18 protein-coding genes are annotated in these 26,989 nt (G+C 39.2%); all 18 read left to right on the forward strand.

Annotated features, from left to right (window positions below; translation table 11 throughout):
• The first annotated feature begins 50 nt into the window (after positions 1-50).
• The 18 genes from P2W72_RS10115 to P2W72_RS10200 all read left to right on the forward strand — a co-directional run bounded on the left by P2W72_RS10115 (position 51) and on the right by P2W72_RS10200 (position 26,752).
• Positions 51-596, forward strand: a complete 546-nt coding sequence (locus P2W72_RS10115) for an RNA polymerase sigma-70 factor (protein WP_276361723.1) — start codon at positions 51-53, stop codon at positions 594-596.
• Between the two features lie 212 nt (positions 597-808).
• Positions 809-1,999, forward strand: coding sequence for a FecR family protein (locus P2W72_RS10120; RefSeq protein ID WP_276361727.1), 1,191 nt, complete (start codon positions 809-811; stop codon positions 1,997-1,999).
• A 291-nt stretch (positions 2,000-2,290) separates the two neighbouring features.
• On the forward strand, positions 2,291-5,785 hold the full coding sequence (locus P2W72_RS10125; protein WP_276361730.1) for a SusC/RagA family TonB-linked outer membrane protein: 3,495 nt from the start codon (positions 2,291-2,293) through the stop codon (positions 5,783-5,785).
• A gap of 17 nt (positions 5,786-5,802) precedes the next feature.
• Positions 5,803-7,401, forward strand: coding sequence for a SusD/RagB family nutrient-binding outer membrane lipoprotein (locus P2W72_RS10130; protein ID WP_276361733.1), 1,599 nt, complete (start codon positions 5,803-5,805; stop codon positions 7,399-7,401).
• Positions 7,402-7,534: 133 nt separating this feature from the next.
• On the forward strand, positions 7,535-8,755 hold the full coding sequence (locus P2W72_RS10135; protein WP_276361736.1) for a PLP-dependent transferase: 1,221 nt from the start codon (positions 7,535-7,537) through the stop codon (positions 8,753-8,755).
• Between the two features lie 86 nt (positions 8,756-8,841).
• A complete protein-coding gene (locus P2W72_RS10140) occupies positions 8,842-10,095 on the forward strand; it encodes an amidohydrolase/deacetylase family metallohydrolase (RefSeq protein ID WP_276361739.1) in 1,254 nt (417 codons plus the stop codon).
• 118 nt (positions 10,096-10,213) lie between these two features.
• On the forward strand, positions 10,214-11,449 hold the full coding sequence (locus tag P2W72_RS10145; RefSeq protein WP_276361742.1) for an amidohydrolase/deacetylase family metallohydrolase: 1,236 nt from the start codon (positions 10,214-10,216) through the stop codon (positions 11,447-11,449).
• 33 nt (positions 11,450-11,482) lie between these two features.
• Positions 11,483-12,784 carry an amidohydrolase/deacetylase family metallohydrolase gene (locus tag P2W72_RS10150; RefSeq protein WP_276361745.1) on the forward strand — a complete coding sequence of 434 codons (1,302 nt, stop codon included), beginning with the start codon at positions 11,483-11,485 and terminating at the stop codon, positions 12,782-12,784.
• 80 nt (positions 12,785-12,864) lie between these two features.
• Positions 12,865-14,598, forward strand: a complete 1,734-nt coding sequence (locus P2W72_RS10155) for an arylsulfatase (protein ID WP_276361748.1) — start codon at positions 12,865-12,867, stop codon at positions 14,596-14,598.
• Positions 14,599-14,634: 36 nt separating this feature from the next.
• Positions 14,635-15,876, forward strand: coding sequence for a mandelate racemase/muconate lactonizing enzyme family protein (locus tag P2W72_RS10160; RefSeq protein ID WP_276361751.1), 1,242 nt, complete (start codon positions 14,635-14,637; stop codon positions 15,874-15,876).
• A gap of 128 nt (positions 15,877-16,004) precedes the next feature.
• Positions 16,005-17,198, forward strand: a complete 1,194-nt coding sequence (locus P2W72_RS10165) for a sialidase family protein (protein WP_276361754.1) — start codon at positions 16,005-16,007, stop codon at positions 17,196-17,198.
• Positions 17,199-17,247: 49 nt separating this feature from the next.
• Entirely contained in the window at positions 17,248-18,234 is a 987-nt protein-coding gene (locus P2W72_RS10170) for a 2-dehydro-3-deoxygalactonokinase (protein WP_276361757.1), read from the forward strand.
• 1 nt (position 18,235) lies between these two features.
• Positions 18,236-18,874 carry a bifunctional 4-hydroxy-2-oxoglutarate aldolase/2-dehydro-3-deoxy-phosphogluconate aldolase gene (locus P2W72_RS10175; RefSeq protein ID WP_276361759.1) on the forward strand — a complete coding sequence of 213 codons (639 nt, stop codon included), beginning with the start codon at positions 18,236-18,238 and terminating at the stop codon, positions 18,872-18,874.
• Positions 18,875-18,900: 26 nt separating this feature from the next.
• The gene (locus P2W72_RS10180; protein WP_276361762.1) at positions 18,901-20,211 is read left to right on the forward strand and encodes an MFS transporter; all 1,311 of its coding nucleotides are present in this window, start codon (positions 18,901-18,903) and stop codon (positions 20,209-20,211) included.
• A 12-nt stretch (positions 20,212-20,223) separates the two neighbouring features.
• Positions 20,224-21,141: a hypothetical protein gene (locus tag P2W72_RS10185; protein ID WP_276361765.1), complete on the forward strand. Its 918-nt coding sequence runs from the start codon at positions 20,224-20,226 to the stop codon at positions 21,139-21,141.
• Positions 21,142-21,167: 26 nt separating this feature from the next.
• Positions 21,168-21,539, forward strand: coding sequence for a transmembrane 220 family protein (locus tag P2W72_RS10190; RefSeq protein WP_276361768.1), 372 nt, complete (start codon positions 21,168-21,170; stop codon positions 21,537-21,539).
• Between the two features lie 569 nt (positions 21,540-22,108).
• Complete coding sequence (locus tag P2W72_RS10195; protein ID WP_276361771.1) at positions 22,109-25,189, forward strand: SusC/RagA family TonB-linked outer membrane protein; 3,081 nt, start codon at positions 22,109-22,111, stop codon at positions 25,187-25,189.
• A gap of 18 nt (positions 25,190-25,207) precedes the next feature.
• Positions 25,208-26,752 carry a SusD/RagB family nutrient-binding outer membrane lipoprotein gene (locus P2W72_RS10200; RefSeq protein WP_276361774.1) on the forward strand — a complete coding sequence of 515 codons (1,545 nt, stop codon included), beginning with the start codon at positions 25,208-25,210 and terminating at the stop codon, positions 26,750-26,752.
• The last annotated feature ends 237 nt before the right edge of the window (positions 26,753-26,989 follow it).

Genomic DNA, 26,989 nt, shown 5'->3' on the forward strand with positions numbered 1-26,989 from the left:
AGTGTACATATTTGATTTTTGAATTTATAAGTATAATTTGGCGGTTATAAATGGGTGAACAGTTAAAAATAGAGGATGTAGATTTGATGGACCGAATGAGGTCAGGAGATGATATTGCCCTTAAGCTTATTTATAATAAATATTGGAATCATTTATTTAACTCCGCATATAATATATTAAGGGATCAGCAGGCCTGTGAAGATATAATTCAGGATGTATTCGTTAATTTATGGAATAAGCGTGAGCTTATTGAAATTAAAGTTTCTTTAAAATCATATCTTTTTGCTTCAACCCGTTACGAAGTATACCGTCAGGTGCGCTTAGGAAATGTTCGTGAAGACATTTTTGACCATGTTCATGAGCGTATGGCTACAGCTACCGAATATGGTAATATTGAACACCGGGAATTGCTTTCACAGATTAATTCAATTGTTGACAATCTTTCAGCTAAATGTAAAGAGGTTTACAAATTAAGCCGTGAAGAACAACTTTCTCATAAAGAAATTGCGTCACAACTCGATATTTCAACTAAAACTGTTGAGAATCATTTGAATAAAGCTTTGAGACAACTAAGAACTTCTCTTGGTTTATTCTGATTGTACTTTTAATCCCGCATTAAAAAAGCTCTGTTTTTATTAATTTAAGTTAATTTTATTTTCCTTTACGATATAAAAATTGTAACTTGAAAGTAATTAAGCCTTTGTTGTAAGCATAAATCTATGTTAATTAGCCGTCTTCGCTAAATTATTTTACCTCCGACTAGGGGATACCTTATTATTTTTACTCTTCATTATAAAATCAGAACATTTTGGAAAAAAAAGACTTTCATAAATTACTGGATAAGTATATGTCTGGACAGGCCTCGCTGGAAGAAGAACAGCGGTTGCTGAACTTTTATGGAAGTTTTACAGAAACTTCAGATAAGAATGATTTGGCGGAGAATGATCAGCTTGCTGACAGAATATTTGACAAAATCAGCGAACAGATTAGTCCTTCTGATGATTCATCCCCATCATTTTATTCCTATTATCTTAAGTCATTTGCTGTTGCTGCAATGATTTTAATGGCCATTTCCACCAGTCTTTATTTTTATACAAACAGAGAGATCATCGAATCCCCGGCCGGGCAATTTGTAGAGATAAGTACAAAAAATGATATCCTTCCCGGAAACAATAAAGCAATTTTAACACTTGCAGATGGTTCCAGAATTAGTCTTGATGATGCCGAAAGCGGTTTGTTGGCAAGCCAGGGAAATATTGCGATTACTAAAACTCATAATGGAGAGATTGTTTATGAGAAGAATCAATCCGACAAAAAGAAGAATGCACTTTTTCAGTCTGTTATAAACACTATTCAAACTCCTAAAGGGGGTAAATATCAGGTTCGCTTACCTGATGGAAGTAAGGTTTGGTTAAATTCTGCATCGACCCTGAGTTATCCTACTGCATTTACAGGTAAAGAGCGTATTGTGAAGTTAAAAGGCGAGGCCTATTTTGAAATCGCACCGAATAAGTCAGTACCTTTTCGTGTAGAAAGCGATGATCAGATTGTTGAGGTGCTTGGGACACATTTTAATGTAAACTCTTACGATGATGAAGATTTTACTAAAACTACTCTGATTGAAGGTAGTGTTAAAGTTATTCTAAATACTAAATCTAATATTTCCGGTAAAACCAAACTGCTTAAACCTGGAGAGCAATCGTTTATCAATTCATCAAAGTCTGATATCCGGATAGAAAATGCAGACACAGAAAAAGCGATCGCCTGGAAAAATGGATATTTTAAGTTTAAAAATACTCCTATTCAGGAAATTATGCGGGAAGTGGAAAGATGGTATGATGTAGAGCTGATCTATGAAGGTAATATGCCTACCGATGAGTTCACTGGTTTTGTATCTAATGATGTTAATATTTCAGCGGTATTAAAGATTTTGGAGCAGAGCGGGGGAGTAAAGTTTACAGTAAAAGGTAAAAAATTGAAAGTGAAATCAATTCAATAAATACAAATTTAAATAACAATCTATGGTAAAAACCGACAGTAGCTAAATTTTTCTTCAAAGGTTTGTTTGGATATCACCCTTGCGGATTGCACCACGAATGGTGAATATTCAGGTTAACCTCAATACAGAATTCCCTTAAAACAGGAATTTTTAATTATCAACCAAAATAAATTTTAAAAATGTAAAAGTATGGAAAATGTTTTACTAAGTGATTGCAGTCAAACCTGCATGAACAGTTTTAGGAATATTCCTAAAAAGAGACTTTCGGCAACGGCAATAGTCTCTAAACAAATGTTACGAATTATGAAGCTAAGTACCATTTTTATTCTGGTAGCTTTTATGCAGGTAAGCGCTAAAGGTTATTCGCAAAATGTTACCTTGAATGAAACTAATTCTAACCTTGATAAAGTTTTCACAGAAATCAGAAAACAAACAGGTTATGATTTCCTTTATAATACAAGACTGTTAAAGAATACAGTTCCTGTAACTGTAAAAGCTAAAAATTCTTCCTTGGAGAATGTGCTTGATCAGGTTTTCAAAAACCAGCCGCTAACGTATACCATCACTGAGAATACGATTATTCTTAAGAGAAAAGATGAGCGTTCAACTGAGCAGGCTAATCAACTGTCACTTGTTTCAGGTGCTCGTGAAGCTAATGCTTTGAATTCTGCAAAAGGTGTAGTTTCAAAATACAGCATTGAGCAGAAAAGAGTTGACATCCGTGGTAAAGTTATTGATGCAGCAGGTGAGGCTTTAATTGGTGTAAGTGTTCGCGTAAAAGGTACTGAAACCGGTGCTTCTACAGATGTTAACGGTAATTTCGTTCTTAGTGCTCCTGATAACGCAATTCTTGTTGTTACTTACATTGGTTATGTAACTCAGGAAGTTGCTGTTAACGGCCGTGCAAATATCAGCATTACTATGGTTGAAGACCGTCAGACTCTGAGTGAGGTTGTAGTTACAGCGTTTGGTGTTACCAAAGCAAAAAGAGGTTTGGGTTATGCAGTACAGGAAGTAAGAGGTGATGTATTCACTGAGGCACGTCAGAATAACGTGGCTAACTCACTTACAGGTAAGATTGCCGGTGTTGATGCAACACAGGCTAACTCAGGTGTTGGTGGTTCCAGCCGTGTAATCATTCGTGGTAATACTTCCCTGAATGGTAATCAGCAGCCGCTTTATGTTGTTGATGGTATGCCGATCAATAATGGTAACCGTGGCCCGGCTACAAGTTCAGGCGGTTTGAACGTTGACCGTGGTGATGGTATTTCAAGTATGAACCCTGATGATATCGCTACAATCTCTGTATTGAAAGGTGGTGCTGCTGCTGCTCTTTACGGAAGTCAGGCTGCGAATGGTGTAATTTTGATTACTACCAAGAAAGGTTCTGCTCAGAAAGGTGTAGGTATCGAAGTTACTTCTGATGCAAACTTTGGTTCAGCTTCAGTTTTCCCTAAATTCCAGTATGAATACGGACAGGGTAATGATGGTGTAAAGCCGGCTGATGCTGCTAAGGCATTAAGTTCAGGCCGTCTTTCTTATGGTGCAAAAATGGACGGTTCTATGGTAATGCAGTTTGATGGGGTTATGCGTCCTTATTCTCCATTCAATGTTAAAGACAATATCAAAAATTTCTACAATACCAGCCAGAATATTACTAATACAGTAGCATTCAATGCCGGAACTGAGAAATTCAGAATGAGATTTTCTGCAAGTGATCTGCGTGCAAAAGATCAGCAGCCAAACTCTGATTACAAGAGAAAAACAGCTAACTTAAATGTTATTGGTAAAATGGGTAAGAATGATTTCTTAACTGTTGAATCAAGCGTTCAGTACAATCTGGTTGAAGGTAAAAACAGACCAAACGTTGGTTATGCTGAGATCAATGCTGCATGGCCTGTATATCTGGCTGCAAACGTAGTTGATGTTCGTAATATGCGTGGTACTGATCCATCAAGACCTGGTATCAATGTTGCTACCGGAAGAGAGCTTGAGTGGAATCCGGTACCTGCTGCGGTAAACCCTTACTATGCTGCATATCAGTTAGGTAACGAGGATGATCGTCAGCGTTTAATCGGACGTGCAAGTGTTCAGGCTAATATCTTACCTAACTTATTTGTTAAAGGTACGGTTGCAAGAGATTTCAATTATTATACTGAATCTTTCTACGTTCCTAACACAAATGCATTCACTCCGCTTGGTTACTTCCAGTCTGGTGTTGAGCAAACTGACAAAACTAACTTCCAGGGAACAATCAACTATAACGAAAGATTCCTGAAAGATAAAATAGGATTAAATATCCTTGCAGGTGCTCAGAGTGAGAGAGATGCAAACAGAAGCAATACTGCTAATGGTTCACAGTGGGTAGTTCCTAATTTCTACAGTATTTCTAACCTTGTTAACAGAGATCTGGTTAACTACAGAAATGCAACTTTAGATGGAACTGCTTCAGGAGGTACAAACTCTGTTTTTGGAGAGGCTAATATCGACTATAACAATCTCCTTTATTTAACTGTTACTGGAAGACAGGACTGGTTCTCAGTGTTGAACCCTGGTTTTAACTCGATCTTCTATCCTTCAGTAGGTGCTAGTTTTATCCTTTCTGAAGTGGTTAAAATGCCTAAGTTCATTGATTATGCAAAATTGCGTTCTTCATGGGCTGAGGTTGGTAGTGCAACTGTAAATGCTGGTAGTATCAACCAGACCTATGCTGTAAGTACTGTTAACGCATATGGCTTACCTACTTTAAGTAATCCAAATACACTGAATAACCCTAACATTCGTCCTGTAACTGTAGCAACAGTTGAAGGTGGTTTTGAGGTTCAGATGTTAGACAGCCGTATCGGATTAGATGTGAACTACTATTCAAGAAGAACCAGAAATGATATTCTTTCTCCTCCGATTTCAGGTGCAACCGGTTATGCTGCAGGAAGAAGAAACCTTGGTCTTGTAACCAACAAAGGCTGGGAGATCAGCTTAACTGGTACTCCGATTAAGAAAGATGACTTCTCATGGGATGTAAACTATAACTTCGGTTACAATCAAAGTAAGATCGTTGAACTTGCTGAAGGTATCGATGTGTTAACTTTAGGTTCTGGTATTGGTGGTCCTTCAATGATCAATGCTGTAGGCTTACCTTACTCAACTGTTCGTGCTTACGTAATGAGAAGAGATGCTAATGGAACGTTGGTTTACAATAAAGCTACCGGTTACGAAGACAGAGTACTGGCTGATATAGGTGTGGGTAATCCTCCGTATCTGATGGGACTTGGTAACAATTTCCGTTACAAGCGCTTCAGCTTAACAGTTGATATCGACTCTAAATTCGGAGCTGTGGGTTACAGTAACCTTATTCAGTATGCTACCCGTTTTGGTCACACTGTTCAAACCTTGCCTGGTAGAGATGCTGGCTTAACTGTTTCTGGTGTTGATCAGACAGGTGCTCCATATACTAAGGTATGGTCTGTTGTGGATCTGGATACCTATTACAATAACTATGGTAATGCTTATGCAGGTCAGTGGGTTTATAAAACAGATTTTATAAAATTGCGTCGTGCAGTATTGAAGTATAACCTGCCTGTAAGTGCTCTTAAATTCATGAGAGTTCAGGGAGCTTCTATCGGTATTACAGGTTTAAATCTTGCAACCCTTTACCAGGATAAGAGAATTAAAGATGCTGGTATCGATCCTGAAATGCAGGAAACCGTAGGTAATGCTCAGGGAAGTCAGGGTGTTTCAATGCCAAGAACCAGAAATATCGGCTTTAACCTGAATTTAAGATTCTAATAATTAAATCTAAGAACATGAAAAAGACATTCTTTAAATTGATATATGCGGCCGGAGCTGTTCTTGTGGTTTCAACCATGCCATCGTGTAATACCGAGAAGCTGACCGACCTGAACAAGAATCCTGATGCTATTGAATATGTAATTCCGGAATACTCTTTCACCGCTGCTGTATTAGGAAGCGGACCGGGTGAGAATTACAGAGCTTTAGGACAGGGCTTGCAGTATTTTTCTTCATACAAGGAAGTTCCTGCAACCGGTGATAAATTTTATAACTTCAACGGAACTGCAGGTAACTTTAATGTTTACACCGGTCAGTGGAATCGTTTATTGCAATTAGCAAAACAAATTCCGGGTGCGGAAAATGTTAACAAACGTGCTGCTGTTGAGATTCTCAGAATCCTGGCCTTCCATCAGCAAACAGACCTGATGGGTGATATGCCATATACAGAAGCAATGAAAGGCCTTGATGTATTAAAGCCAAAGTATGATACTCAGAAAAGTATCTATACTGCAATGCTGACAGAGCTTGAAACTGCTTTGAAATCTATGGATGCAACCAAGCCAAATGTATTTGGCAATGCTGATCCTTACTTTAAGGGTGATATTGCTAAATGGAAAAAGTTCGGATATACCCTGATGCTGCGTTTAGGTATGCGTCTGTCTGATGTTGAGCCAGCTACTGCTAAATCATGGGTTGAGAAAGCTGTTGCCGGTGGTGTAATGACTGCAAACTCTGATATTGCTTATCTGAAATATGCAAACGTAACAGGCCAGATGAACCCACGTGTTAATACCTATATTGCTGGTGACTTTACAAGTCCGGGTGGTGATAACGTAGAGGGCAGCAAATGGTCTGGTAAATTCATCGATCATTTGAAAAACACAAACGATCCGCGTTTACCGGTAATTTCTGTAGTTTGGGTACCATCAGGCGGTTCTTATACCGCTAACAATACTCCTTCTGTCCAGCGTGGTATGATCAATGGTAGTATCAATACCAAACCAACGGACTTTGATACTTATTCAGAACCTTCATTACTTTACATTGACAGAGGTTCACCAATCATTACAATGGGCCCTGCTGAAGCTTATTTAATTATTGCAGAAGCAGCAGCCAGAGGATGGAGTGTTGGAACCACTGCTCAGGCAGCATACGAAAATGGTGTTCGTGCAGCTATGGCTCAGTGGGCATTATGGCCAAGCGTTGCCCCTCATTCAGGAGTAATTACTACTGCTCAGGTTGATGCATATATTGCTGCTAATCCTTATCCGGCTGCCGGAACATTTGCTCAGCAGCTCGAAGCTATCTCTACTCAGAAATGGGTTTCTTTACTGGGTGATGATTACGAAGTTTATTCTAACTGGCGCCGTACCAAATATCCTGTTTTCAATTATGCAAACTGGACAGTTGGCGGCAATAAGGTTTCTTATCCTGGTAACGTAACTGCAGGTAAAATGTGGAGAAGATTCTCTCTGCCAATTGCTGAGCGTAATGTGAATCCCGATAATTATTTTGAAGCCATCAAGAGACAAAACTACTCTGAAGAGCAGGTTGATCTTTTACAAGGCAGAATGTGGTGGGATGTTGGTCCTGGCACAGGTCAAAGTAACTAATATGTTATAAAGCTTTTATAAAGTGTAATAGCTTTAAAGCATTCATTATATTAGCTTTATATTCAATAAGAGGAGATTATATATCTCCTCTTATTGTTTAAAATCAAAAAAAAAATCAATCAAACCCAATACTATGAAACGTAGAGAATTAATTAAATACCTTTCTGTAGCTCCTGTTGCCGGTGCAGCTATTGGAACAGGTGTTCCTCTTGAGTCAATTGCGTCTACTGTAGGTACTGCAGCAAAGCGTGATGTGATTAAAGAACTTGGACTAAGAGTGTTTATTAATGCAGCAGGAACTTATACAACAATGACTGCATCATTAATGCATCATGAAGTTGTGGATACCATTGAAGCAGCTTCTAAACATTTTGTCATGATCAATGAAGTTCAGGATAAAGTGGGAGCAAAGATCGCAGAAATGTGTCACGCTGAATCTGCTATGGTTACAGCAGGTTGCTGGTCTGCCCTTGTTTTAGGAACCGCAGGTGTTTTAACCCGTATGGACAGAAAGAAAGTTTCACTTTTACCTGATCTTTCAACATTCGAAAAAACTGAAGTTATCGTTCAGAAAGCACATAACGTAGGTTATGTTCATGCACTGACCAATACCGGTATGAAGGTTGTTGAGGTTGAAACTGCAGAAGAAATGGAAAGAGCGATCACAAACAGGACTGCCATGATGTGGTTTCTGAATTCAAGTGGTCCGATGGGTAAGATCAAACATGAGGAGTTTGTTGCGATAGGTAAAAAGCATAATGTGCCAACAATGATCGATATGGCAGCTGACGTGCCGCCGGTTGAGAACTTATGGAAATATAATGACCTTGGCTTTGATCTGGTTTGTGTATCAGGTGGTAAAGCAATTTGCGGTCCGCAGAGTGCCGGTATTTTGATGGGTAAAAAAGATCTGATTGCAGCTGCCCGTTTGAATGCACCTCCTAATGGTGGTAATATCGGACGTGGTATGAAAGTAAACAAGGAAGAGATCCTTGGAATGTATGTAGCTTTAGATAAGTATATCCATACAGATCATGATGCCGAGTGGAAAATGTGGGAAGCCAGAGTTGCAAATATTGTCAATTCAGTTCAGAAAGTTGCAGGTGCTAATGCTGAGGTATTTGTTCCTCCGGTAGCAAATCATACTCCTGCGATTAAAATAACATGGGATTCTTCGAAGATCAAACTTACTCCAAGAGAATTTTTGAAAGAGCTTCAGGATGGTAGTCCTTCAATTGAGGTTATGACCAGCCAGGATGCTATTAATATTACCGTGTTTATGCTTAAACCAGGTGAAGACAAAATTGTTGCTAAAAGGGTACAGGAAGTACTTGCCAAGGCAGCATTAAGTTAATTCGCCCAATCTAATATTTAACAGAATCAGGTTATTCTTACGAATGGCCTGATTCTGTTTTTATCATTATAATTCAGAATTGCCATATGAGAAGAATATCCATTTTGCTTCTTTCCGGATTAATTATGCTTGCAGGTGTTGTTCAGGCACAAACCAAGACATATAGTATCCTTATCAAAGGGGGGCATGTAATTGATGCCAAAAATAATATAAACGAATTAATGGACGTGGCTATCCATGACGGCAAAATTGCCGCTATTGCCAAAAATATTGATCCTGCACTTGCTGCCCAGATTGTGGAAGCAAAAGGGATGTACGTAACTCCTGGTTTAATTGACTTGCATGCTCACGTATTCGCAGGTACAGATGACCGTGGACTTAGCGGCGGATTTTCTGCTCTTGCTCCGGATCCTTATACCTTCCGTTCCGGTGTAACCACAGTAGTTGATTGTGGAGGTGCCGGCTGGCAATCATTTGACCGATTTAAGAAAAATATTATCGATCGTTCAAGAACAAGAGTTTTGTCTTTTCTTAATATTGTTGGTGATGGTATGAGAGGCGACCCTTATGAGCAGGATATCAATGATATGGATGCTAAAAAAACTGCAGAAAAGGCTTTAGCTAATAAGGATATTGTAGTTGGATTTAAACTTGCTCACTTCGCAGCTGCAAGCTGGATTCCGGTTGAGCGGGTGGTTGAAGCGGGTAAAATAGCTAATATGCCTGTTATTATTGATTTCGGTGGTGATGATACCCATGCACCATTATCTATTGAGAAATTATTCACTCAGTATCTGCGTCCGGGTGATATTTATACTCACGTTTATACAGAGTTGAGCAGAAGAGATCCTGTTGTTGATCTCAAAACAAGACAACTGAGGCCATTTTTAATTCCTGCTCAAAAAAGAGGAATTATTTTTGATGTCGGTTTCGGTGGCGGAAGCTTCAATTTCAATCAGGCTATCCCTGCAATTAAAGCAGGATTTTTGCCAAATACAATGGGAACAGATCTTCATACCGGAAGTATGAACGGTGCAATGAAAGATCAGCTGAATGTACTTTCTATTTTCCTTTCGATGGGAATGGATATTCCTTCTGTTATTTCGAGAAGCACCTGGGCTCCGGCACAGGCAATCAAGCGTCCTGAGTTAGGTCATTTATCAGTTGGTGCAGGAGCAGATGTTGCGATTTTAAGTGTGCGTAATGGGAATTTCGCTTTCAAAGATATTTCCGGTAACAGAAATGAAGGAAAACAAAGGTTCGAATGTGAAATGACTATCCGTAATGGAAGAATTGTTTATGATCTGAATGCCATAGCTGGTAATATATCAAAAAACTAATAATTTGTTAGTTTGATTGGCTATTGAGACAGTATGGGTACTAAAGTATTTAATAGAATACTATAATTTATTAATACCCATTGGACTCTAATTTTTAATGATATTAAGAAATAAAACAATGAGAAGAATCTCGATAATAGTGATTGCCCTGCTTTTTATGGCAAGCTATACAAATGCTCAGGGTAAAATATATAATACCCTGATTAAGGGTGGCCGGGTAATCGATGCAAAAAACAATATTAATGCTTTGCTTGATGTAGCCATTAAAGACGGGAAGATTGCTAAAGTTGCCCAGAATATAGATCCTGCACAGGCAGAGCAGACCGTGAATGCAAAGGGTATGTATGTTACTCCCGGTCTGATAGATATTCATGCACATGTATTCTGGGGAACTCAGCCTGACAGCTACCTGAGTAACGGTGATGTTGGTGTTACTGCCGATGGATTCAGCTTCCGTTCAGGTGTGACTACTCTGGTAGACTGTGGTGGAGCCGGATACAAGTCTTTCGATACTTTTAAGAAAAATATCATCGATAAATCAAAAACCAGAGTTCTTTCCTTCCTGAATATTGTTGGTGAAGGTATGCGTGGCGGTGATTATGAGCAGGATATCAGTGATATGGACTACAGGCTGGCTGCCAAAGCTGCATTGGATAATAAAGAACATGTTGTAGGGTTTAAACTAGCACATTTTACAAATCCTGACTGGACTCCTGTTCGGCGTATTGTGGAAGCAGGAAAATTAGCCAATATGCCGGTTGTTATTGATTTTGGTGGTGGTAAACTACCAATTGAAGATCTGTTCTTCAAGTATTTAAGACCAGGAGATATTTATACTCATGTGTTTACAGAGCTTGAAAGGAGAGATCCGATTGTAGATCTTCAGTCTCGTCAATTGAGATCTTTTGTAATTCCTGCTCAAAAAAGAGGAATTATCTTCGACGTTGGTTTTGGTGGTGGAAGTTTCAATTTCAATCAGGCTATTCCTGCAATTAAAGCAGGTTTCTTACCTGATCTGATGGGAACCGATCTTCATACAGGCAGTATGAACGGAGCCATGAAAGATCAGTTAAATGTTCTTTCTATTCATCTGGCTATGGGAATGGATATCCCAGGAGTTATTGAGCGCAGTACCTGGCGTCCGGCGCAGGCTATTAAACGTACAGAATTAGGCCATCTTTCTGAAGGAGCTATAGCAGATATCGCAATTCTAAGTGTTCGTAATGGTAAATTTGGTTTCAGAGATATTGCAGGAAACCGTCATGAAGGAACTCAGAAGCTGGAATGCGAAATGACTTTGAAAGACGGACGAATAATGTATGATCTGAATGCAATAGCTTCAGCTAAAAAATAATTCATATTTGCTCATGATCAAATATACCCACCCATGCTGAAAAACAGTTTGATACTTCTTTTGTTATTGTTTGCTTCAGGAAGCCGCCTTTTAGCTCAAGGCCAGAATAGTAAACAAAAAATTTATGGTATTGTTATCAAGGGTGGTCATGTTATTGATTCTAAAAGCAATCTTAATGAATTAATGGATATCGCAATACAGACTGCCCCTGCAAATCGTCAGGGGCAGTCTGCTTTAGAACCAAGAATAGTCCTTATTGCCAAAAATATTGATACGGCATTAGCCATTCAGGTAGTAGATGCCAGGGGGATGTATGTTACTCCCGGTTTGATTGATATTCATACGCATGTTTTTTATGGGCCTTCTAAAAATGATTATTTAAGTAATGGCTCTATTTCTGTTGTGCCCGATAATTATACTTTCAGAACCGGTGTAACTACGGTAGTAGATGCCGGTGGGGCAGGATGGAAGTCATTTCAGACTTTCAAAAAAAATATTATTGACATATCGGCAACTCGTGTATTATCGATGTTGAATATTGTAGGAGAGGGTATGCGTGGAGGTGCTTTTGAGCAAAACATGGATGATATGGATGCTGATAAAACTGCTGCAGCAGCACTTGAAAACAAGGAATATGTTGTTGGATTTAAACTTGCTCATTTTGGAAAAGCAGACTGGACACCGGTTGAACGTTTAACCAAGGCAGGCAGAATGGCAGATATGCCTGTGATGGTTGATTTCGGCAGTGGTAATCAATCATTGGAAGAATTGTTTTTTAAATACCTGCGTCCCGGAGATATTTATACTCATTCGTATTGTTACGTTCCCGGGGTAAGAGAGCCGATCATAAATACTGAAACGCATGAAGTGAAGCCCTTTGTTCGTAAGGCACAGCAAAACGGATTAATTTTTGATGTGGGTTTTGGAAGTGGCAGTTTTGATTACAGAACAGCAATTCCGGCGATTAAAGCAGGATTTTATCCTAATACCCTGGGGACTGATCTGCATGCTTCAAGTATAAACGGTGCCATGAAAGATCAGATGAATGTATTTTCTGTATTCCTGAACCTGGGAATGGATATTCCTTCAATTATCAAAGCAGCTACATGGGCACCTGCCCAAGCCATTAAACGTGAGGAATTGGGAAATCTTACAGTTGGAGGTATTGCAGATATTGCTGTATTAAGCATGCGGAAAGGAAATTTTGGGTTTAAAGATATTGCAGGAAACAGACAGCCGGGTGATCGTCGTTTTGAGTGTCAGTTAACTATAAAAGGTGGTAAGGTTGTTTACGATCTTAACGCAATAGCAAGCAAGCCGCTTAAGGTGGATTAATCTGTTCCCGATTCAATGATATGCATATGAAAGGTCCTGAATTCAATATTGATGAAATAAAAAGTTGCCGGAATCTATTGTTGAAATCACTGGTATTATTGGTACTGCTTATTGCAGGTATTCATCCGCTTTATGCTCAAAAAAGGCCCAATATCCTTCTGATTATGACCGATGATCAGGGGATCGGAGATGTTGGATTGCATAACAATCTGCTGAAGACTCCTAATATGGATGCAATTGCTGCTCAGGGTGTTGAATTGAGGCAATTCATTGTAAACTTTAACTGTTCCCCGACACGCGCAAGTATCATGACTGGCAGGGATAATTACCGGACCAGCGTAGTTGGTGTTACTGAGACTTCTCCTTTAATGAAGGAGAGTGAAGTAACCATTGCAAAAATACTATCTGATGCCGGTTATCGGACCGGTTTATTTGGTAAATGGCATCTGGGCGATAATTATCCGATGAGGCCTTCGGATAAAGGGTTTCAGGAAACACTGATTCATAAAGGAGGTGGAATCGGACAGGCTTCAGACCCGCCGGGTAATTCTTATTTTAACCCAATTCTGCAGCAAAATAATATTAGCAGGCAATTTCAGGGCTATTGCGATGATATATTCGCCGATGCAACCATCAGCTTTATTGAGAAAAACAGAGATAAGCCCTTTTTTGCTTTTTATGCAACTAACCTCCCTCATTTTCCTTTAGTTGTTGCCGATAAATGGGCTGATCCTTACCGAAAGATGGGGATGCATGAGCTAAATGCCTTAACTTATGGAATGATTGCCAATGTTGATGCTAATATCGGCAGGTTGATGGCCAAACTGAAAGAATTGGACATAGAAGATAATACCATAGTCATATTCCTTTCTGATAATGGCCCGCGTACCAAACGATCTAAAAATGATCTATATCCTGACAGATATGTGATGAACCTGAGAGGGACAAAGACAAGTGTATACGAAAACGGTATCCATGCTCCGTTCTTTATCAAATGGCCGGGTAAAATTCCGCAGGGCGTTAAGCTAAATAATCTCACCGCCCATATAGACGTTTTACCAACTCTTCTGGATGCTTGTAATGTACCTGTGCCCAAAAATCTTCAGATCGACGGTATATCTTTGATGCCACTGCTTACTGAAAAAGTGAAACAATTACCTGAAAGGAATATTTTTATTCAGGGACATGCAGGTTCAGAACCATTTAAATACGTGCATTTCACAGTCAGGGGACAGAGGTATAAACTCATTTCACCGCATGATGAACCTTATGAAATTGTCAATCGTCCGAATGCTGATGAGATAAAAAGCATGATTTCTTCACTTGAGTTATATGATATTGAAAAAGATCCGAGTGAAATCAATAATATAGCCAAACAAAATCCGGGTATTGTGGATGATTTATTGGCAAAATATGAACAGTGGTTTGATAAGGTTATCTATGACAGGGGATACGACTGGCCACAGCGTATTCACCTGGGAAGTAAATTTCAAAGGAATGTGGAGTTATCCCGTTTTGAATGGGGTGGGCCGGGTACAATTGGAAATAAGGGAAAACAACTGGGCTATTGGGAGGTGTTTAGTAATGCCGCAAAATACCGGATAACCTTACGCTTTCAGAAAACCAATAAACCAGCCTTTGCTGTGTTGAAGTATATGGGCAAGGAATATCGGGTTCAGGTAAATACCGGTAATACTCAGATTGTGTTTGATGAAATATCCTTGCCTGAGGGAAACGGCAGGTTTGAAGCCTATCTTAAATCTGCTGCTGAAGAAACCGGTGTTCAGTTTGTGAATGTGGACCGGTTAAATTGATTTCTTGCTAAATAATATTTCTTACTCAAAACCACGATGGAAAGAAGAAAATTCATAAAGTCAGCAGTTTTAGGCTCAGCAGGACTGATTGCAGGCTATCCCTGGTTAGGAGCTGAAGCAGCTTCCGGACTTAAAATTACAAAGATCAGATATTATGCCGCACCGGGATATAATAAACCTCTTTTCAACCAGGCCCGTGGTATTGTCGAAATTGAAACAAATGAGGGTATCATTGGAATAGGTGAAGGCGGTTCTAAAGATATGATTGAGCAATGTGCCCGAATGATGATTGGAGAAGACCCCTTTCGCATCGAGCATATATGGCAAAACCTTTACAGGGGCATGTTTTATCCTCCCGGAAGGGAAAAATTACATGCTGTAGGTGCATTGGAAATGGCCTTATGGGATATTAAAGGAAAGGCCTTAAATGTTCCTGTCTATGAACTTCTTGGGGGCTCTACGCGCGAATATGTGGAATGTTATGCTACAGGATTCAGACCTTCTAAAGCCACAACTGAAGAAGAAAGAGCAAATGATTGTCTCAAAGCGGGGTTTCGATCCTATCGTATCGGCCCGACAGGTGGTAATGGTGATCAGCCCTTTGATTTCTATCAGAATGCCTCAAAAACAATTGATTACTGTAAAAGGATAGATAAGGCAGTTGGTGGGAATGGAAACTGGGCTATTGATTTGCATACCCGTTTTGACACACCCGAAGCTTTAAAGATATGTAATGCACTGGAAGAACTGAGTCCGTATTTTATAGAGGATGCTATTCGCTCTGAAAATCCGGGTGTTTACCGTTCATTCAGAACCTTAACAAAGGCTCCTTTAGCCGTAGGTGAGCAATTTGGCGATCGTTGGGATACCAATGAATTGATTGAACAGCACCTGATCAATTATTCAAGAGTTACCTTACCTAATACCGGGGGGATTGTTGAGTTTAAGAAGATTGCGGCCCTTTGCGAAACGCATTATGTAGGTATGCTTCCGCATTTTACCGGACCTTTATCTACAGCTGCATTAGTTCATGTTTTAGGCTCAAGCAGTCCTTCACGTGTAATGATGGAATTAGCTGGTGGTGAAACAGAAAAACCTGTATACTTTAATGAAGATTATCTCAGATTTTCCAATGGGCAACTGTATTTAAATCCGGAACCCGGACTGGGGGTTAAGTTTAATCCTAAGAAGGCCGATTTTATAATGGAAATTAAGGAAAATACCAAATTCCCTCATCCCATTCTGAAAAGTCCTGATGGGGCTATTCATAACTGGTAATTGAATTTTATTGAATTATTTACTCATTAAATGTGGTAAATTCCTTAAATAATCACATTTTTAGAAATTCAGAGACAGATATTCAATTTGTTCATGAAAGCCATTTTTAATTTATAAAATATCAGAAATTGAAAACCAGATCAATAGTACTTTTAACATTATTTATTGCTTCCTCATGTGGATTCTTTTTGTCGGCTTGTAATTCCGTAAAAAAATCAGCGCTTACAATATCAGGTGACAAGGATGCTTCTGCAATGGTTGAGTTTATCAGCAATCCTGAAGATGCAAGATTAAAAGACCGCAAATTTGAACAGGTTCCCGCAGTTGGGGCAACTGCAGACGGGGAACACGTTTTCGTTGCATTTTACTCAGGAGGTGCTGCACCCGGTCCGGGTAATTATGTCACCTTGTCTGTTAGTCTTGATAGGGGTAGAACCTGGCTAAATGATCAGCTTGTAGTTTATCCCCGTAGTTCTGAATACCGATTGTTTGATCCTGCAATCTGGAGAGATAAGTTTGGTCAGGTGCGCTTATTCTATGGGAGCGCAAAAAACAACTTACTTTGGGATGGATTTGGGGGAGTTAATGCAGTCGAAATTAAATGGGACGGTAAGAAGATTTCTCATTCAGAACCTGTTCGTATCAGTGATGGGGTGATGAGCAATAAACCGGTTCATTTGCCTTCAAAGAACAGGGCACTTTTCCCTGTTTACATTGATAAACCACTTCCGGGGACTAAATCTGAAAGTGCTTTCCCTCATGATGGTGCTTTCATCTATTCTAAAGATTATTCAAAGTCAGGGCGAAAACTGCAATTGTCACCTTATGCATCAATTAATGTTCCTGAAGAACTCAGAATCCATGATGAACCTCAGGTTGTTGAAGTAAATGATAAAGGGGATTATCTCGCAATGGTAAGAACAACCAAAGGGATTTATTATACACAGAGCACCGATTTTGGTAAAACATGGTCTGCTGTTCAAGCTTTTACGGCTTCCGGTCCGACGACATCCAGCAGGTTTTATATCGGTAAACTTTCTTCCGGAAATTTATTGCTGGTTAGCAATAACAGTACTACACGTAATAAAATGACAGCTTTTCTTTCAATGGATGGAGGGAAAACCTGGCCACACAAATTATTGCTTGATGCAAGGGAAAATGTATCTTACCCTGATGCCGATCAAACTGCTGACGGTAATATTCACGTGGTATTTGATCGCGACAGGACCGGAGCAAAAGATATTCTGTATTGCAGATTTACAGAGAATGATGTGATCAGTGGCAATAATGATGCAGTATTCAAAACCAGAGTTAACAAGTAATTTTAATTTCTAATGATAGATTCAGCTTTATTGAGTTGAATGAAATAATATGAAGACTATTTTATGCTGTGATTGGGGAACAACTTCGTTCAGACTGAGGTTGGTTGACAGGGATACATATATTGTTCATGCTGAGCTTTTATCGTCAACTGGTGTGGCTGCCACATTCAGGGCATGGAAAGAGCAAACCGAAATCAGTCGATTTGATTTCTATTCTGCAAGACTCAGATCAAGTATTCAGGAATTAGCTGAAAAGAATGCGGTTAATACCGATAACATTCCGGTGATTGTGTCAGGCATGGCTTCTTCCTCACTTGGAATGGAAGAGATTCCGTATGCAGTTTTACCTTTTAATATTAATGGAAGTCAGGCATCGGTTCGTGTTTTTGAAGAATATAACGGTTCAAATGCTCCATTAATTATTGTTTCAGGTGTGAGAAGTAATGAGGATGTGATGCGAGGGGAGGAAGCTCAGTTGATAGGCCTTATTCAGTTAAATGAAGTTAACCTGGATGAAAATGAGGAATATGTATTTGTGTTTCCTGGTACTCATTCCAAACATATTGAGGTAAAGGGTGGAGATATGGTTGATTTCAGGACATTTATGACCGGAGAGGTATTCAATATTTTATCAGAACACAGCATATTAAAAGATTCAGTACTATTGGATAATTCGATAAAACTGAGTGATCCTATTGCGCTTAAAGCCTTTACATCAGGAGTAGAAAACTCGGCTGAATCTTCAATTCTTCATACTTTATTTACTGTAAGAACAGCTCAGCTTTTCGGGAAGTTCAGCAAGGAATATAATTCATTTTATTTGAGTGGTTTGCTCATTGGTGATGAGCTCAGACAATTAAAGCCAGATATGAACAGAAATCTCGTCATTTGCAGCGGGAAACATTTATATGAGCATTATAAAATTGCATCAGATATCCTTAGATTAACACAAAAAACAATTTTTATACAAGCTGAACTGATTGATAAAGCAACAATTGCAGGCCAGGTTCAGCTATTTAATGCATTACATAATTAATATGAATAATAACGATTTTTCGTGGTCAGCATTTAATAAGGTTCCGGTAGTAGGAATAGTCAGGAACCTGTCTTTTGATGATATTGCCAAAATTCTGCCGGTTTATCTCTCTTCTGGTTTGACCACAATAGAGATAACCATGAATACCCCCTTTGCAGAGGATATCATTCGATATGCGGTAGATAAGTATAAAGGTCAGTTGAATGTTGGAGCAGGTACGGTATGCAGTTTAGATGATTTGAAGCAGGCGCTTCAGGCAGGCGCTCAATTTATTGTTACCCCAATTCTTAATCCGGAGGTTGTGAAATATTGCTCCCGTGAAGGAATACCTGTTTTTCCGGGTGCATATACTCCAACAGAAATTTATCAGGCATGGGAACTGGGAGCTACTATGGTAAAGGTTTATCCTGCAACTGCTTTAGGACCCGACTATATTAAGGATGTTAAAGCTCCGCTCAATAAAATCAAATTATTGCCAACCGGAGGAATCAGTCTGGCGAATATGCAAAGCTTTATCAAAGCCGGTGCTGATGGTTTGGGAATAGGCGGGCAATTGTTTGATAAGAATCTCATCAAATCTGCTGATTGGGAAGGCTTGAAAGATCATTTTAAACAGTATGTCAATTACTTTTCGTCATAAATCCTAAAATCATAAACCTAACTCGAATGGTAGCTCCAAAAGGAAAAAATTATCGCTGGCTGATTGTCGTCTTATTATTTACAGGTACGGTCATCAATTATCTTGATCGTCAGATTATTGGTTTGTTAAAACCTACGCTTGAGTCTGAGTTCAGCTGGACTGAAACTGATTTTGGAAAGATTATGTCTGCATTTTCATTCGCATATGCAATTGGACTGCTTGTTTCAGGAAGATTTATTGATAAAGTAGGAACAAAACTCGGCTATAGTGTTGCTGTTGTGGTTTGGAGTTTGGCTGGTATGTTTCATGCATTGGCAAAATCTGTTACTGGTTTTGGAATAGCAAGACTTTCACTGGGTATTGGAGAGGCCGGCAATTTCCCTGCAGCAATGAAGGCGGTTGCAGAATGGTTCCCCAAAAAAGAAAGAGCACTTGCAACCGGTATTTTTAATTCAGGCACAGCTATTGGTGTTGTGGTCGCATTGATCATTGTTCCGATTATTATGCAGAATTATGGATGGCACGAAGTGTTCTGGATTACCGGTTCAATGGGTTTTGTATGGTTGTTATTCTGGCTTTGGTTATATGATGTGCCCGCTAAACAGAAAAGATTAAGTTCTGAGGAATTGGAATATATTGAAAGTGATAAGGGTGATACTACAGATCAGGTTAAAAGTTCTGTTAAAATATCATGGGGTAAATTGTTTTCCATCCCGCAGACCTGGGCAATTGTTACCGGTAAGTTTCTGATCGATCCTATTTTCTGGTTTTTCCTGTTTTGGTTACCTTCCTACTTTTCTTCAACGTTTAATCTTGATCTTAAAGTAATCAGTCCCGAGCTGATGCTTATTTACGGCGCTACAACGGTTGGGAGTATTGCCGGCGGGTATTTCTCATCAGTGCTGATTAACAAAGGTTGGCCAACATTAAAAGCAAGAAAAGGTGTTCTTTTATTATTTGCCGTCATTGAATTATGTATTATGATTGCTATTGCTCAGTTTGTAACAGATAAATGGGCTGCAGTAGGGCTGATTAGTTTGGCTGTTGCTGTTCATCAGGCATGGGCCACCAATATTTTTACCATGGCTTCTGATATGTTCCCGAAAGATGTGGTAAGCTCAGTTGTAGGAATAGGAGGGATGACCGGTGCAATTGGAGGGATACTCTTCCCGATATTTGTGGGTTATCTGCTTGATGTTTATAAAATTGCAGGAAATCTGACGGGTGGTTATAATCTTATATTCACCATTTGTGGTGCAACCTATCTCACTGCCTGGCTTATTATTCACTTGCTGACCAGAAAACCGGCTAATGTACCCGATGTGAAAAATATTTAACGGTATATAATTATGAATACGATTTTAAATTATATTAAAAAGGCCTCACTTTTTTGTGCTCTGTTGGGCTCTCCGGTCTTTGTTTCAACTGCAAACGCCCAGTTGTACAATTTCACCGAAGAGCAAATGAAAAGTTATACTAAGGAGAACCCTTATGGTCGTTTTCCGGGCGGAAGACCAATGATACCGGCAGCAATTTTGGATACCATTCGTAAAATGGATATTCAGGTGGTTGAGGCAATTGGTTCAATACCAAGAGAGTATTCCAATCAGTATGAAGATGGATGGAAATCCTTAATTCCGGGAAAAAAGCTTGTTGGTCGTGCATTTACTGTACAATTCATGCCTTCACGTCCTGATCTTGTTGCCGGGATGCAGGCAGAGGCAGATAAAAATAATTTTACCGGCCTTAACAACAGAACAACAATTGATATGCTACAGAAAGATGATTTGGTGATCGTTGATCTGTTCGGAAAAGTGCAGGGTGGAACGTATGTAGGCGATAAATTGTCCTACTATATCTGGAAAACTACCGGTACCGGATTGATTGTTGATGGTGGGATCTATCTGACTGAGAACATTCAGCAAAGTGGTATGCAGGCATTTTACCGTGGTACCTATCCAGGTGCATTGAGTAATGCCACTGTTTCAGGTATCAATGTTCCTATCCGTATCGGAAAAGCTGTTATTATGCCCGGCGATCTTGTAATTGGTGATCAGGATGGAATTCTGGCAATCCCGCCTCAGTTTGTTCCAAAGCTTATCGCTAATGTTACCCGCGACCGCCGCCGTGATTTCTGGATGAAACGTGCATTTGATCTTGGGAAATACAAGTCGAGCGATATTTACGGACGTCCTAAAGATCCGGCATTGCTTAAACAGTTCGAAGAGTATTTAAACACAGGTGATGCTAAATTGTTGCCCAGATAATTGATTTGTTCATTATTCTTTATACAATGAAGGTTTTCAATATTGTTTTTTGCATTCTGTTTATTATCTCTGCCGGCCTCCAGTATAATGATCCCGATCCTTTGTTATGGATCCCGATATATCTGTTCGGTGCTTTTATTTCATACTCAGCTATAAGCAATAAATATTACACTTCATTAACTCTCTCGGGTATTATGTTGTTTTTGGTCTATGCTATTTATTTATTTTTTGATAAATACGGAGTTCTTGCCTGGGTAACCGAGCATGATGCCGAAAACATAGCCGGGAGTATGAAAGCTTCTGCGCCATGGATTGAAGAAACCAGAGAGTTCTTCGGATTATTAATCCTGATTTCAGTCCTTCTTCTTAATTATTATTATTCCAGAAAGCAAGTTTAACCATTCGATAATTCCCAATAGAGTTGATCATGCTGATTATCCATAGTTTGATCTTATCAAAGTGGAATTGACCCAAGTTCAGCAGTGTTTTATACTGCTTTCTTTAAGTTTGAAAAATTTACATATATATTAAGGTATACGGTACTTTTGACATCTTACTATAAGTTTGGAAATTTCACCTGTTTGTCAAATTTTATTCTTTAATAAAAGTATATTCAGAAATCTCAATAGGTGATTTGAATCATAGTTAGTTGAAAGTTTTTTGTGTAATAATTAAGTTTCTCAGCAGAATTATTACACAGATAATTAGGAAATGAGTGATTTTGCTCAAATTAGTTTTCAACAAATCTATCTTTTGCTCATTTTTTAATATTTTAAATCGCTGATAATCAGATTGTTTTAAATATTTTTTAAACGAAATTCAGAACTGATAAAAATCATTTTCAAAACATTGACAAATCAAAATATATCTTTATTTTAGTTAATCCGATTGATTAGAAGTGCTGTAAACTCTTCGAACTCATGAGGTAATTATTCTTAACTTAAAACTTTATTTAAAAAAAAGAATTATGATGAAAAAAGTTTACAAACTAGTCGTATTACTTTTATTCTGTCAGGCCTATGTGTTTGCGCAGAATATTAGTGTTACCGGTAAGGTTACCGACGCCGACAATTTACCTTTGCCAGCAGTGAGCATCAAGGTAAGTGGATCAACTCAGGGCACGAGCACTGATGCCAACGGTAATTTTACAATCTCTGTGCCTTCCAATGCATCGCTGATATTCAGCTACATTGGATTTACTACCCAAACTGTCGCAGTTCAGGGACGTACAACCATCAATGTTCGTCTTGAATCTGACAGTAAGCTACTCGAAGGAGTAGTTGTTACCGCTATGGGTATTACTAAAGACCAAAAGGTTTTAAGTTATGCTACACAGCAAATCAACACCGATAATTTTGCTAAAGCAAAAGAATTGAACGTAGCTAACTCTCTTTCAGGACGTGTTGCTGGTTTGAACATTGCAAAAACCTCTTCAGGTTTAGGTGGTTCTTCCAGGGTTGTTCTTAGAGGTGACCGTTCAATTACTGGTAACAACCAGGCTTTGATCGTTATCGATGGTGTGCCAATGGATAACTCAAACTACAGTCCCGGCAACGCGAATGGTGGTCGTGATGGTGGCGACGGTCTTTCAAGTGTTAACCCTGATGATATTGAGTCTATCAACGTATTAAGAGGTGCTTCTGCAACTGCTCTTTACGGTTCACGTGCTGCAAACGGTGCGTTATTGATTACTACTAAAAAAGGTAGTGCTCAAAAAGGATTCGGTGTTTCTTTCAACAGTTCTTCTCAGATTGAAGCTCCAATGATTCTTCAGGATTTCCAGAATGTTTATGGTCAGGGTGCTGGAGGTGTTTACAACAGAGCTGAAGAAGGTTCATGGGGTCCAAAAATGACAGGACAATCAGTTGCTTTATGGGGTAATGATCCGGCAGATGTTGGAAAAGTTTACAACATGACTCCTCAGCCAGACAACTACAAAGATTTCTTCAATACTGGTAAGCAGTATTCAAACTCTTTGGCATTTTCTGGTGGTAATGAAAAAGTTCAGACTTATTTCTCTTATACTAATGTAAACGCTACCGGTATTCTTGATAATAACAAATTAGCACGGAATACCCTTAACTTACGTGTTAGCGGTAAAGTAAGTTCTAAATTATCTTACGATTCTAAAGTAACTTACCTGAAAGAGGATGTGGATAACAGACAGCAAACTGGTGAGTCTTATTCAAACAATCAGCGTCATATTTTACGTATTCCACGTAACATTTCTTTAGCTTCTGCTCAGAAGTTTGATTATATCGATCCTTCTACAGGTAAACTTCGTCAGAACTACTGGAATCCCGGATCAAACGGTGGTGAAAACCCATTCTGGACTAAAAACCGTATCATTGCTGCTGATCAGAGAAATCGTGTAACAGGATTTGGTTCATTAACTTATCAGGTTACCGAAGATTTAAGTATCATGGGTCGTGCAGGTATTGATAAGACTTTGGATAATTATGAAGGTAAGTGGTATAATGATACTTATACTATTGCTGACTTTGGTAACTATTCTACCCAGTTCAGAGATGTTGCTGAAACAAACTTTGACCTGATTGGTATCTACAAAAAGAATTTACTTAAAGAATTAACTGTAGATGCTACATTCGGTGCAAACTTACAGCATGTAGACAGATTATCTCAATCAACTGCTACTGGTGGTTTGAACCGTGATAACCTGTTTATCCCTTCAAATGGTCGTGCTCCTTCAGTAGATCGTTCAGTAGTTCCAACTGAAAAGCAGGGTGTATTTGCAACAGCAGATTTCACATATAAGAATGCTTTGACTATTTCAGGTTCCATCCGTAATGACTGGTCTTCAACTTTACCAAAAGACAGCCAGTCTTATCTGTTCGGTTCAGCAGGTTTCTCTGCAATTCTTTCAAATATCTTCACTTTACCAAGTGCAGTTTCATTTGCTAAGTTTAGAGGATCTTGGGCTCAAACAGGTAACGATGCATCTCCATTCCTTCTTACCCAGACTTACAGCTTCTTAACCGGTGGTCCGAACGGATTCATCAGCCGTGACGCTGTTAAGCCTTTCCCTAATCTGAAGCCGGAGTTAACTACTGCTCAGGAAGTTGGTTTGGAAGTTAAATTGTTCAATAACCGTTTAGGTTTTGATTTAGGTTACTATAAATCTGAGTCTAAAAACCAATTGTTTACTGTTGCAATTCCTCCTGCATCAGGCTGGTCTTCTGAATACGTAAACGCAGGTCTTGTTCGTAACTCAGGTATTGAGTTAACTATGAACGGTTCCCCAATCAGAAAAGATAACTTCCGTTGGGATATTGATCTGAACTATGCACGTAACAAGAATAAATTGGTTGAGTTAACTCAGGATCTTAAGGTGTTAAACCTTGCTGGTGACTTCATGAACTTCTCCCGTGCAGTAGAAGGTGAGTCATTAGGTAACCTGTACAGCAGAGGTTATCAGCGTGATGCTCAGGGAAAAATCCTTGTTGACGCTGCCGGTTTACCTTTAATTACCCCGGGAACAACTGTGTTTGTTGGAAACACCAGACCAGATTGGTTAGGTGGTATCAGTAACAGATTTACTTACAAAAAACTGACTCTTAACTTACTGATCAGTGCTCAGGTAGGTGGTGTAGTTTCTTCATTCACTAATGCAGTTATTTATGCTGACGGTGTTGTTGAGCAAACTCTTGCCGGTAGAGATTCTTACATTTTCCCTGGTGTTACAGCGACTGGTACAGCTAATACTGTTGCTACAACTGCTGAGAAATACTGGAAAAAGGTAGGTGGACGTAATACTCCTGTTGGTGAAGTTTGGACTTACGATGCAACAAATATCCGTATGCGTGAAGTTTCTTTAAGTTATGCATTACCAAATAACTTATTGAAAAAATCTCCATTCCAGGCTGCTTCTGTATCTTTAGTAGGTCGTAACTTATTTTTCTTGTTGAACAAAGCTGAAGGATTTGACCCTGAGTTAACATCAGGTGCTCAAAATACTACAGTAGGTCTTGAGTCATTCTCAATGCCATCAACCCGCCAAGTAGGTTTGAACTTAAATTTATCGTTCTAATAATCAAAACTGACAAACATGAAAAAATTTAAATTATATCTTACAACAGGTTTATTTGTGGTTACAGCCATGGGTATATCTTCTTGTACGGACAAATTCGAAGAGTATAATACCAACCCTACCAAGCTTACAGAGCTTGATGCATCAGGGGTAGGTAATGCCTTCGCGGCTGCTCAGTACAGAGGAACCACTGCATCCTGGCAGACATTCCAATCTTTATTTGGAGATTTACAGGCACAATATTTTGCCAATATTGCACAAAACTTCCCTTCTGACCGTAACGTGATGGTGGGTAACTGGTTAAATGGTGCATGGAGCGGATTTTATGGTTCTGCAATTCCACCACTTTTGGGAGTACTAGATAATACCAAACCAGGCGGTAAAGCAGAAAATGCAGGTGTTTATGCAATTGCAAACATCTGGAAAGTTCGTATGTTTCTTCCAAGAACTGACTACTGGGGACCAATTCCTTATTCTCAGGTAGGTAATGGTTTGAAGCAGGTAGATTACGATGCTCAGGATGTTATCTATAAGGATTTCCTGGCTTTATTAACTAAAGCAGTAGCTGATCTTCAGCCGTACAAAGGAAAAAACCTTTTAGGTAATAACGATCAGATTTACGCTGGTAATGTTGATAACTGGATCAGATTTGCGAACACACTTCGCCTTCGTATTGCTATGCGTATATCAGGTGTAGAACCTGCTTTAGCTAAAACCAATGCTGAAGCGGCAGTTGCAGGTGGTGTATTGGAAACCAATGCCCATGATGCATTCCTTAAAGTAACTGCTAACTCAATTAACACTCTGAATCAGGCAACTGCCTGGAACGAGTTCCGTATGAGTGCTGCAATGGAAAGTGTATTAAAAGGATATTCTGATCCAAGGATGTCTAAATTCTTTGCTCCCGCTGCTTCAACTGGCGAATACAGAGGTTTACGTAACGGTTATTCTCAGGTTGAGCTTGGTCTGGCTGCAAACCAGAATACTAAGCTTTCCAACGTTAATGATAACTTCCTTCCTGCTAATCAGGCTAATCAGCCATTTGGTATCATTATGGCAGCTGAGGCCTGGTTCCTTAGAGCTGAAGGTGTGTTAAAAGGATGGAACATGGGTGGTGGTACTGCACAGGCTTATTATGAAGCAGGTATCAACGCTTCCATGCGTCAGTGGGGTATTACAGATGCTGCTGCTATTGCAGCGTATACTGCAAGTGCTTCTACTCCGGTTGCTTTAACAGATGCTGTTAATTCACCGGCATTAACTGATATCCCGGTAAAATGGTCAGCTGATCCTGCTAAACAAATGGAGCAGGTAATCACTCAAAAATGGCTTGCTTTATGGCCTGATGGTCTTGAGGCATGGGCTGAATACCGTCGTACTGGTTTCCCTAAACTTTATCCAAGAATTAACTCTGAAAGTTTAGTAGTTCCTGCCAACGGTGTAGTTCGTCGTACTCCATATGTTGTGGGTGAATCACAAACTAACCCTAAAGGTTTAGCTACCGGTGTGGCTAAGCTTGGTGGTGCTGATAACGAAGCTACCCGTCTGTGGTGGAATAAGTAATCAGTAGATTAAAATAATGTAAAGGCCATCCTGATTTATTCAGGATGGCCTTTTTTGTTTAGAAATACAAGGTCTGTTCATTATTTATTATATCAGTACGCTCATGATATGATAAATAATGAGGTGTTAAAACTTTGCCATTAATTATAAGTTTCGAAATCTGATTATTTGTCCTTTTATTTTAATCTTATTTTTATATTTAGTGATTAGGATAGTTTTTTTTTAATTGTTTAATAA

The sequence above is a fragment of the Daejeonella sp. H1SJ63 genome, from assembly GCF_029360775.1.
Classification (GTDB): domain Bacteria; phylum Bacteroidota; class Bacteroidia; order Sphingobacteriales; family Sphingobacteriaceae; genus Daejeonella.

Bases quoted from the DNA above. Each gene is read 5' to 3' on its own strand.
- P2W72_RS10160 (WP_276361751.1), top strand. From the start codon at position 14,635: ATGGAAAGAAGAAAATTCATAAAGTCAGCAGTTTTAGGCTCAGCAGGA.
- P2W72_RS10145 (WP_276361742.1), top strand. From the start codon at position 10,214: ATGAGAAGAATCTCGATAATAGTGATTGCCCTGCTTTTTATGGCAAGC.
- P2W72_RS10130 (WP_276361733.1), top strand. From the start codon at position 5,803: ATGAAAAAGACATTCTTTAAATTGATATATGCGGCCGGAGCTGTTCTT.
- P2W72_RS10190 (WP_276361768.1), top strand. From the start codon at position 21,168: ATGAAGGTTTTCAATATTGTTTTTTGCATTCTGTTTATTATCTCTGCC.
- P2W72_RS10200 (WP_276361774.1), top strand. From the start codon at position 25,208: ATGAAAAAATTTAAATTATATCTTACAACAGGTTTATTTGTGGTTACA.
- P2W72_RS10115 (WP_276361723.1), top strand. From the start codon at position 51: ATGGGTGAACAGTTAAAAATAGAGGATGTAGATTTGATGGACCGAATG.
- P2W72_RS10185 (WP_276361765.1), top strand. From the start codon at position 20,224: ATGAATACGATTTTAAATTATATTAAAAAGGCCTCACTTTTTTGTGCT.
- P2W72_RS10150 (WP_276361745.1), top strand. From the start codon at position 11,483: ATGCTGAAAAACAGTTTGATACTTCTTTTGTTATTGTTTGCTTCAGGA.
- P2W72_RS10195 (WP_276361771.1), top strand. From the start codon at position 22,109: ATGATGAAAAAAGTTTACAAACTAGTCGTATTACTTTTATTCTGTCAG.
- P2W72_RS10140 (WP_276361739.1), top strand. From the start codon at position 8,842: ATGAGAAGAATATCCATTTTGCTTCTTTCCGGATTAATTATGCTTGCA.
- P2W72_RS10180 (WP_276361762.1), top strand. From the start codon at position 18,901: ATGGTAGCTCCAAAAGGAAAAAATTATCGCTGGCTGATTGTCGTCTTA.
- P2W72_RS10135 (WP_276361736.1), top strand. From the start codon at position 7,535: ATGAAACGTAGAGAATTAATTAAATACCTTTCTGTAGCTCCTGTTGCC.
- P2W72_RS10175 (WP_276361759.1), top strand. From the start codon at position 18,236: ATGAATAATAACGATTTTTCGTGGTCAGCATTTAATAAGGTTCCGGTA.
- P2W72_RS10125 (WP_276361730.1), top strand. From the start codon at position 2,291: ATGTTACGAATTATGAAGCTAAGTACCATTTTTATTCTGGTAGCTTTT.
- P2W72_RS10170 (WP_276361757.1), top strand. From the start codon at position 17,248: ATGAAGACTATTTTATGCTGTGATTGGGGAACAACTTCGTTCAGACTG.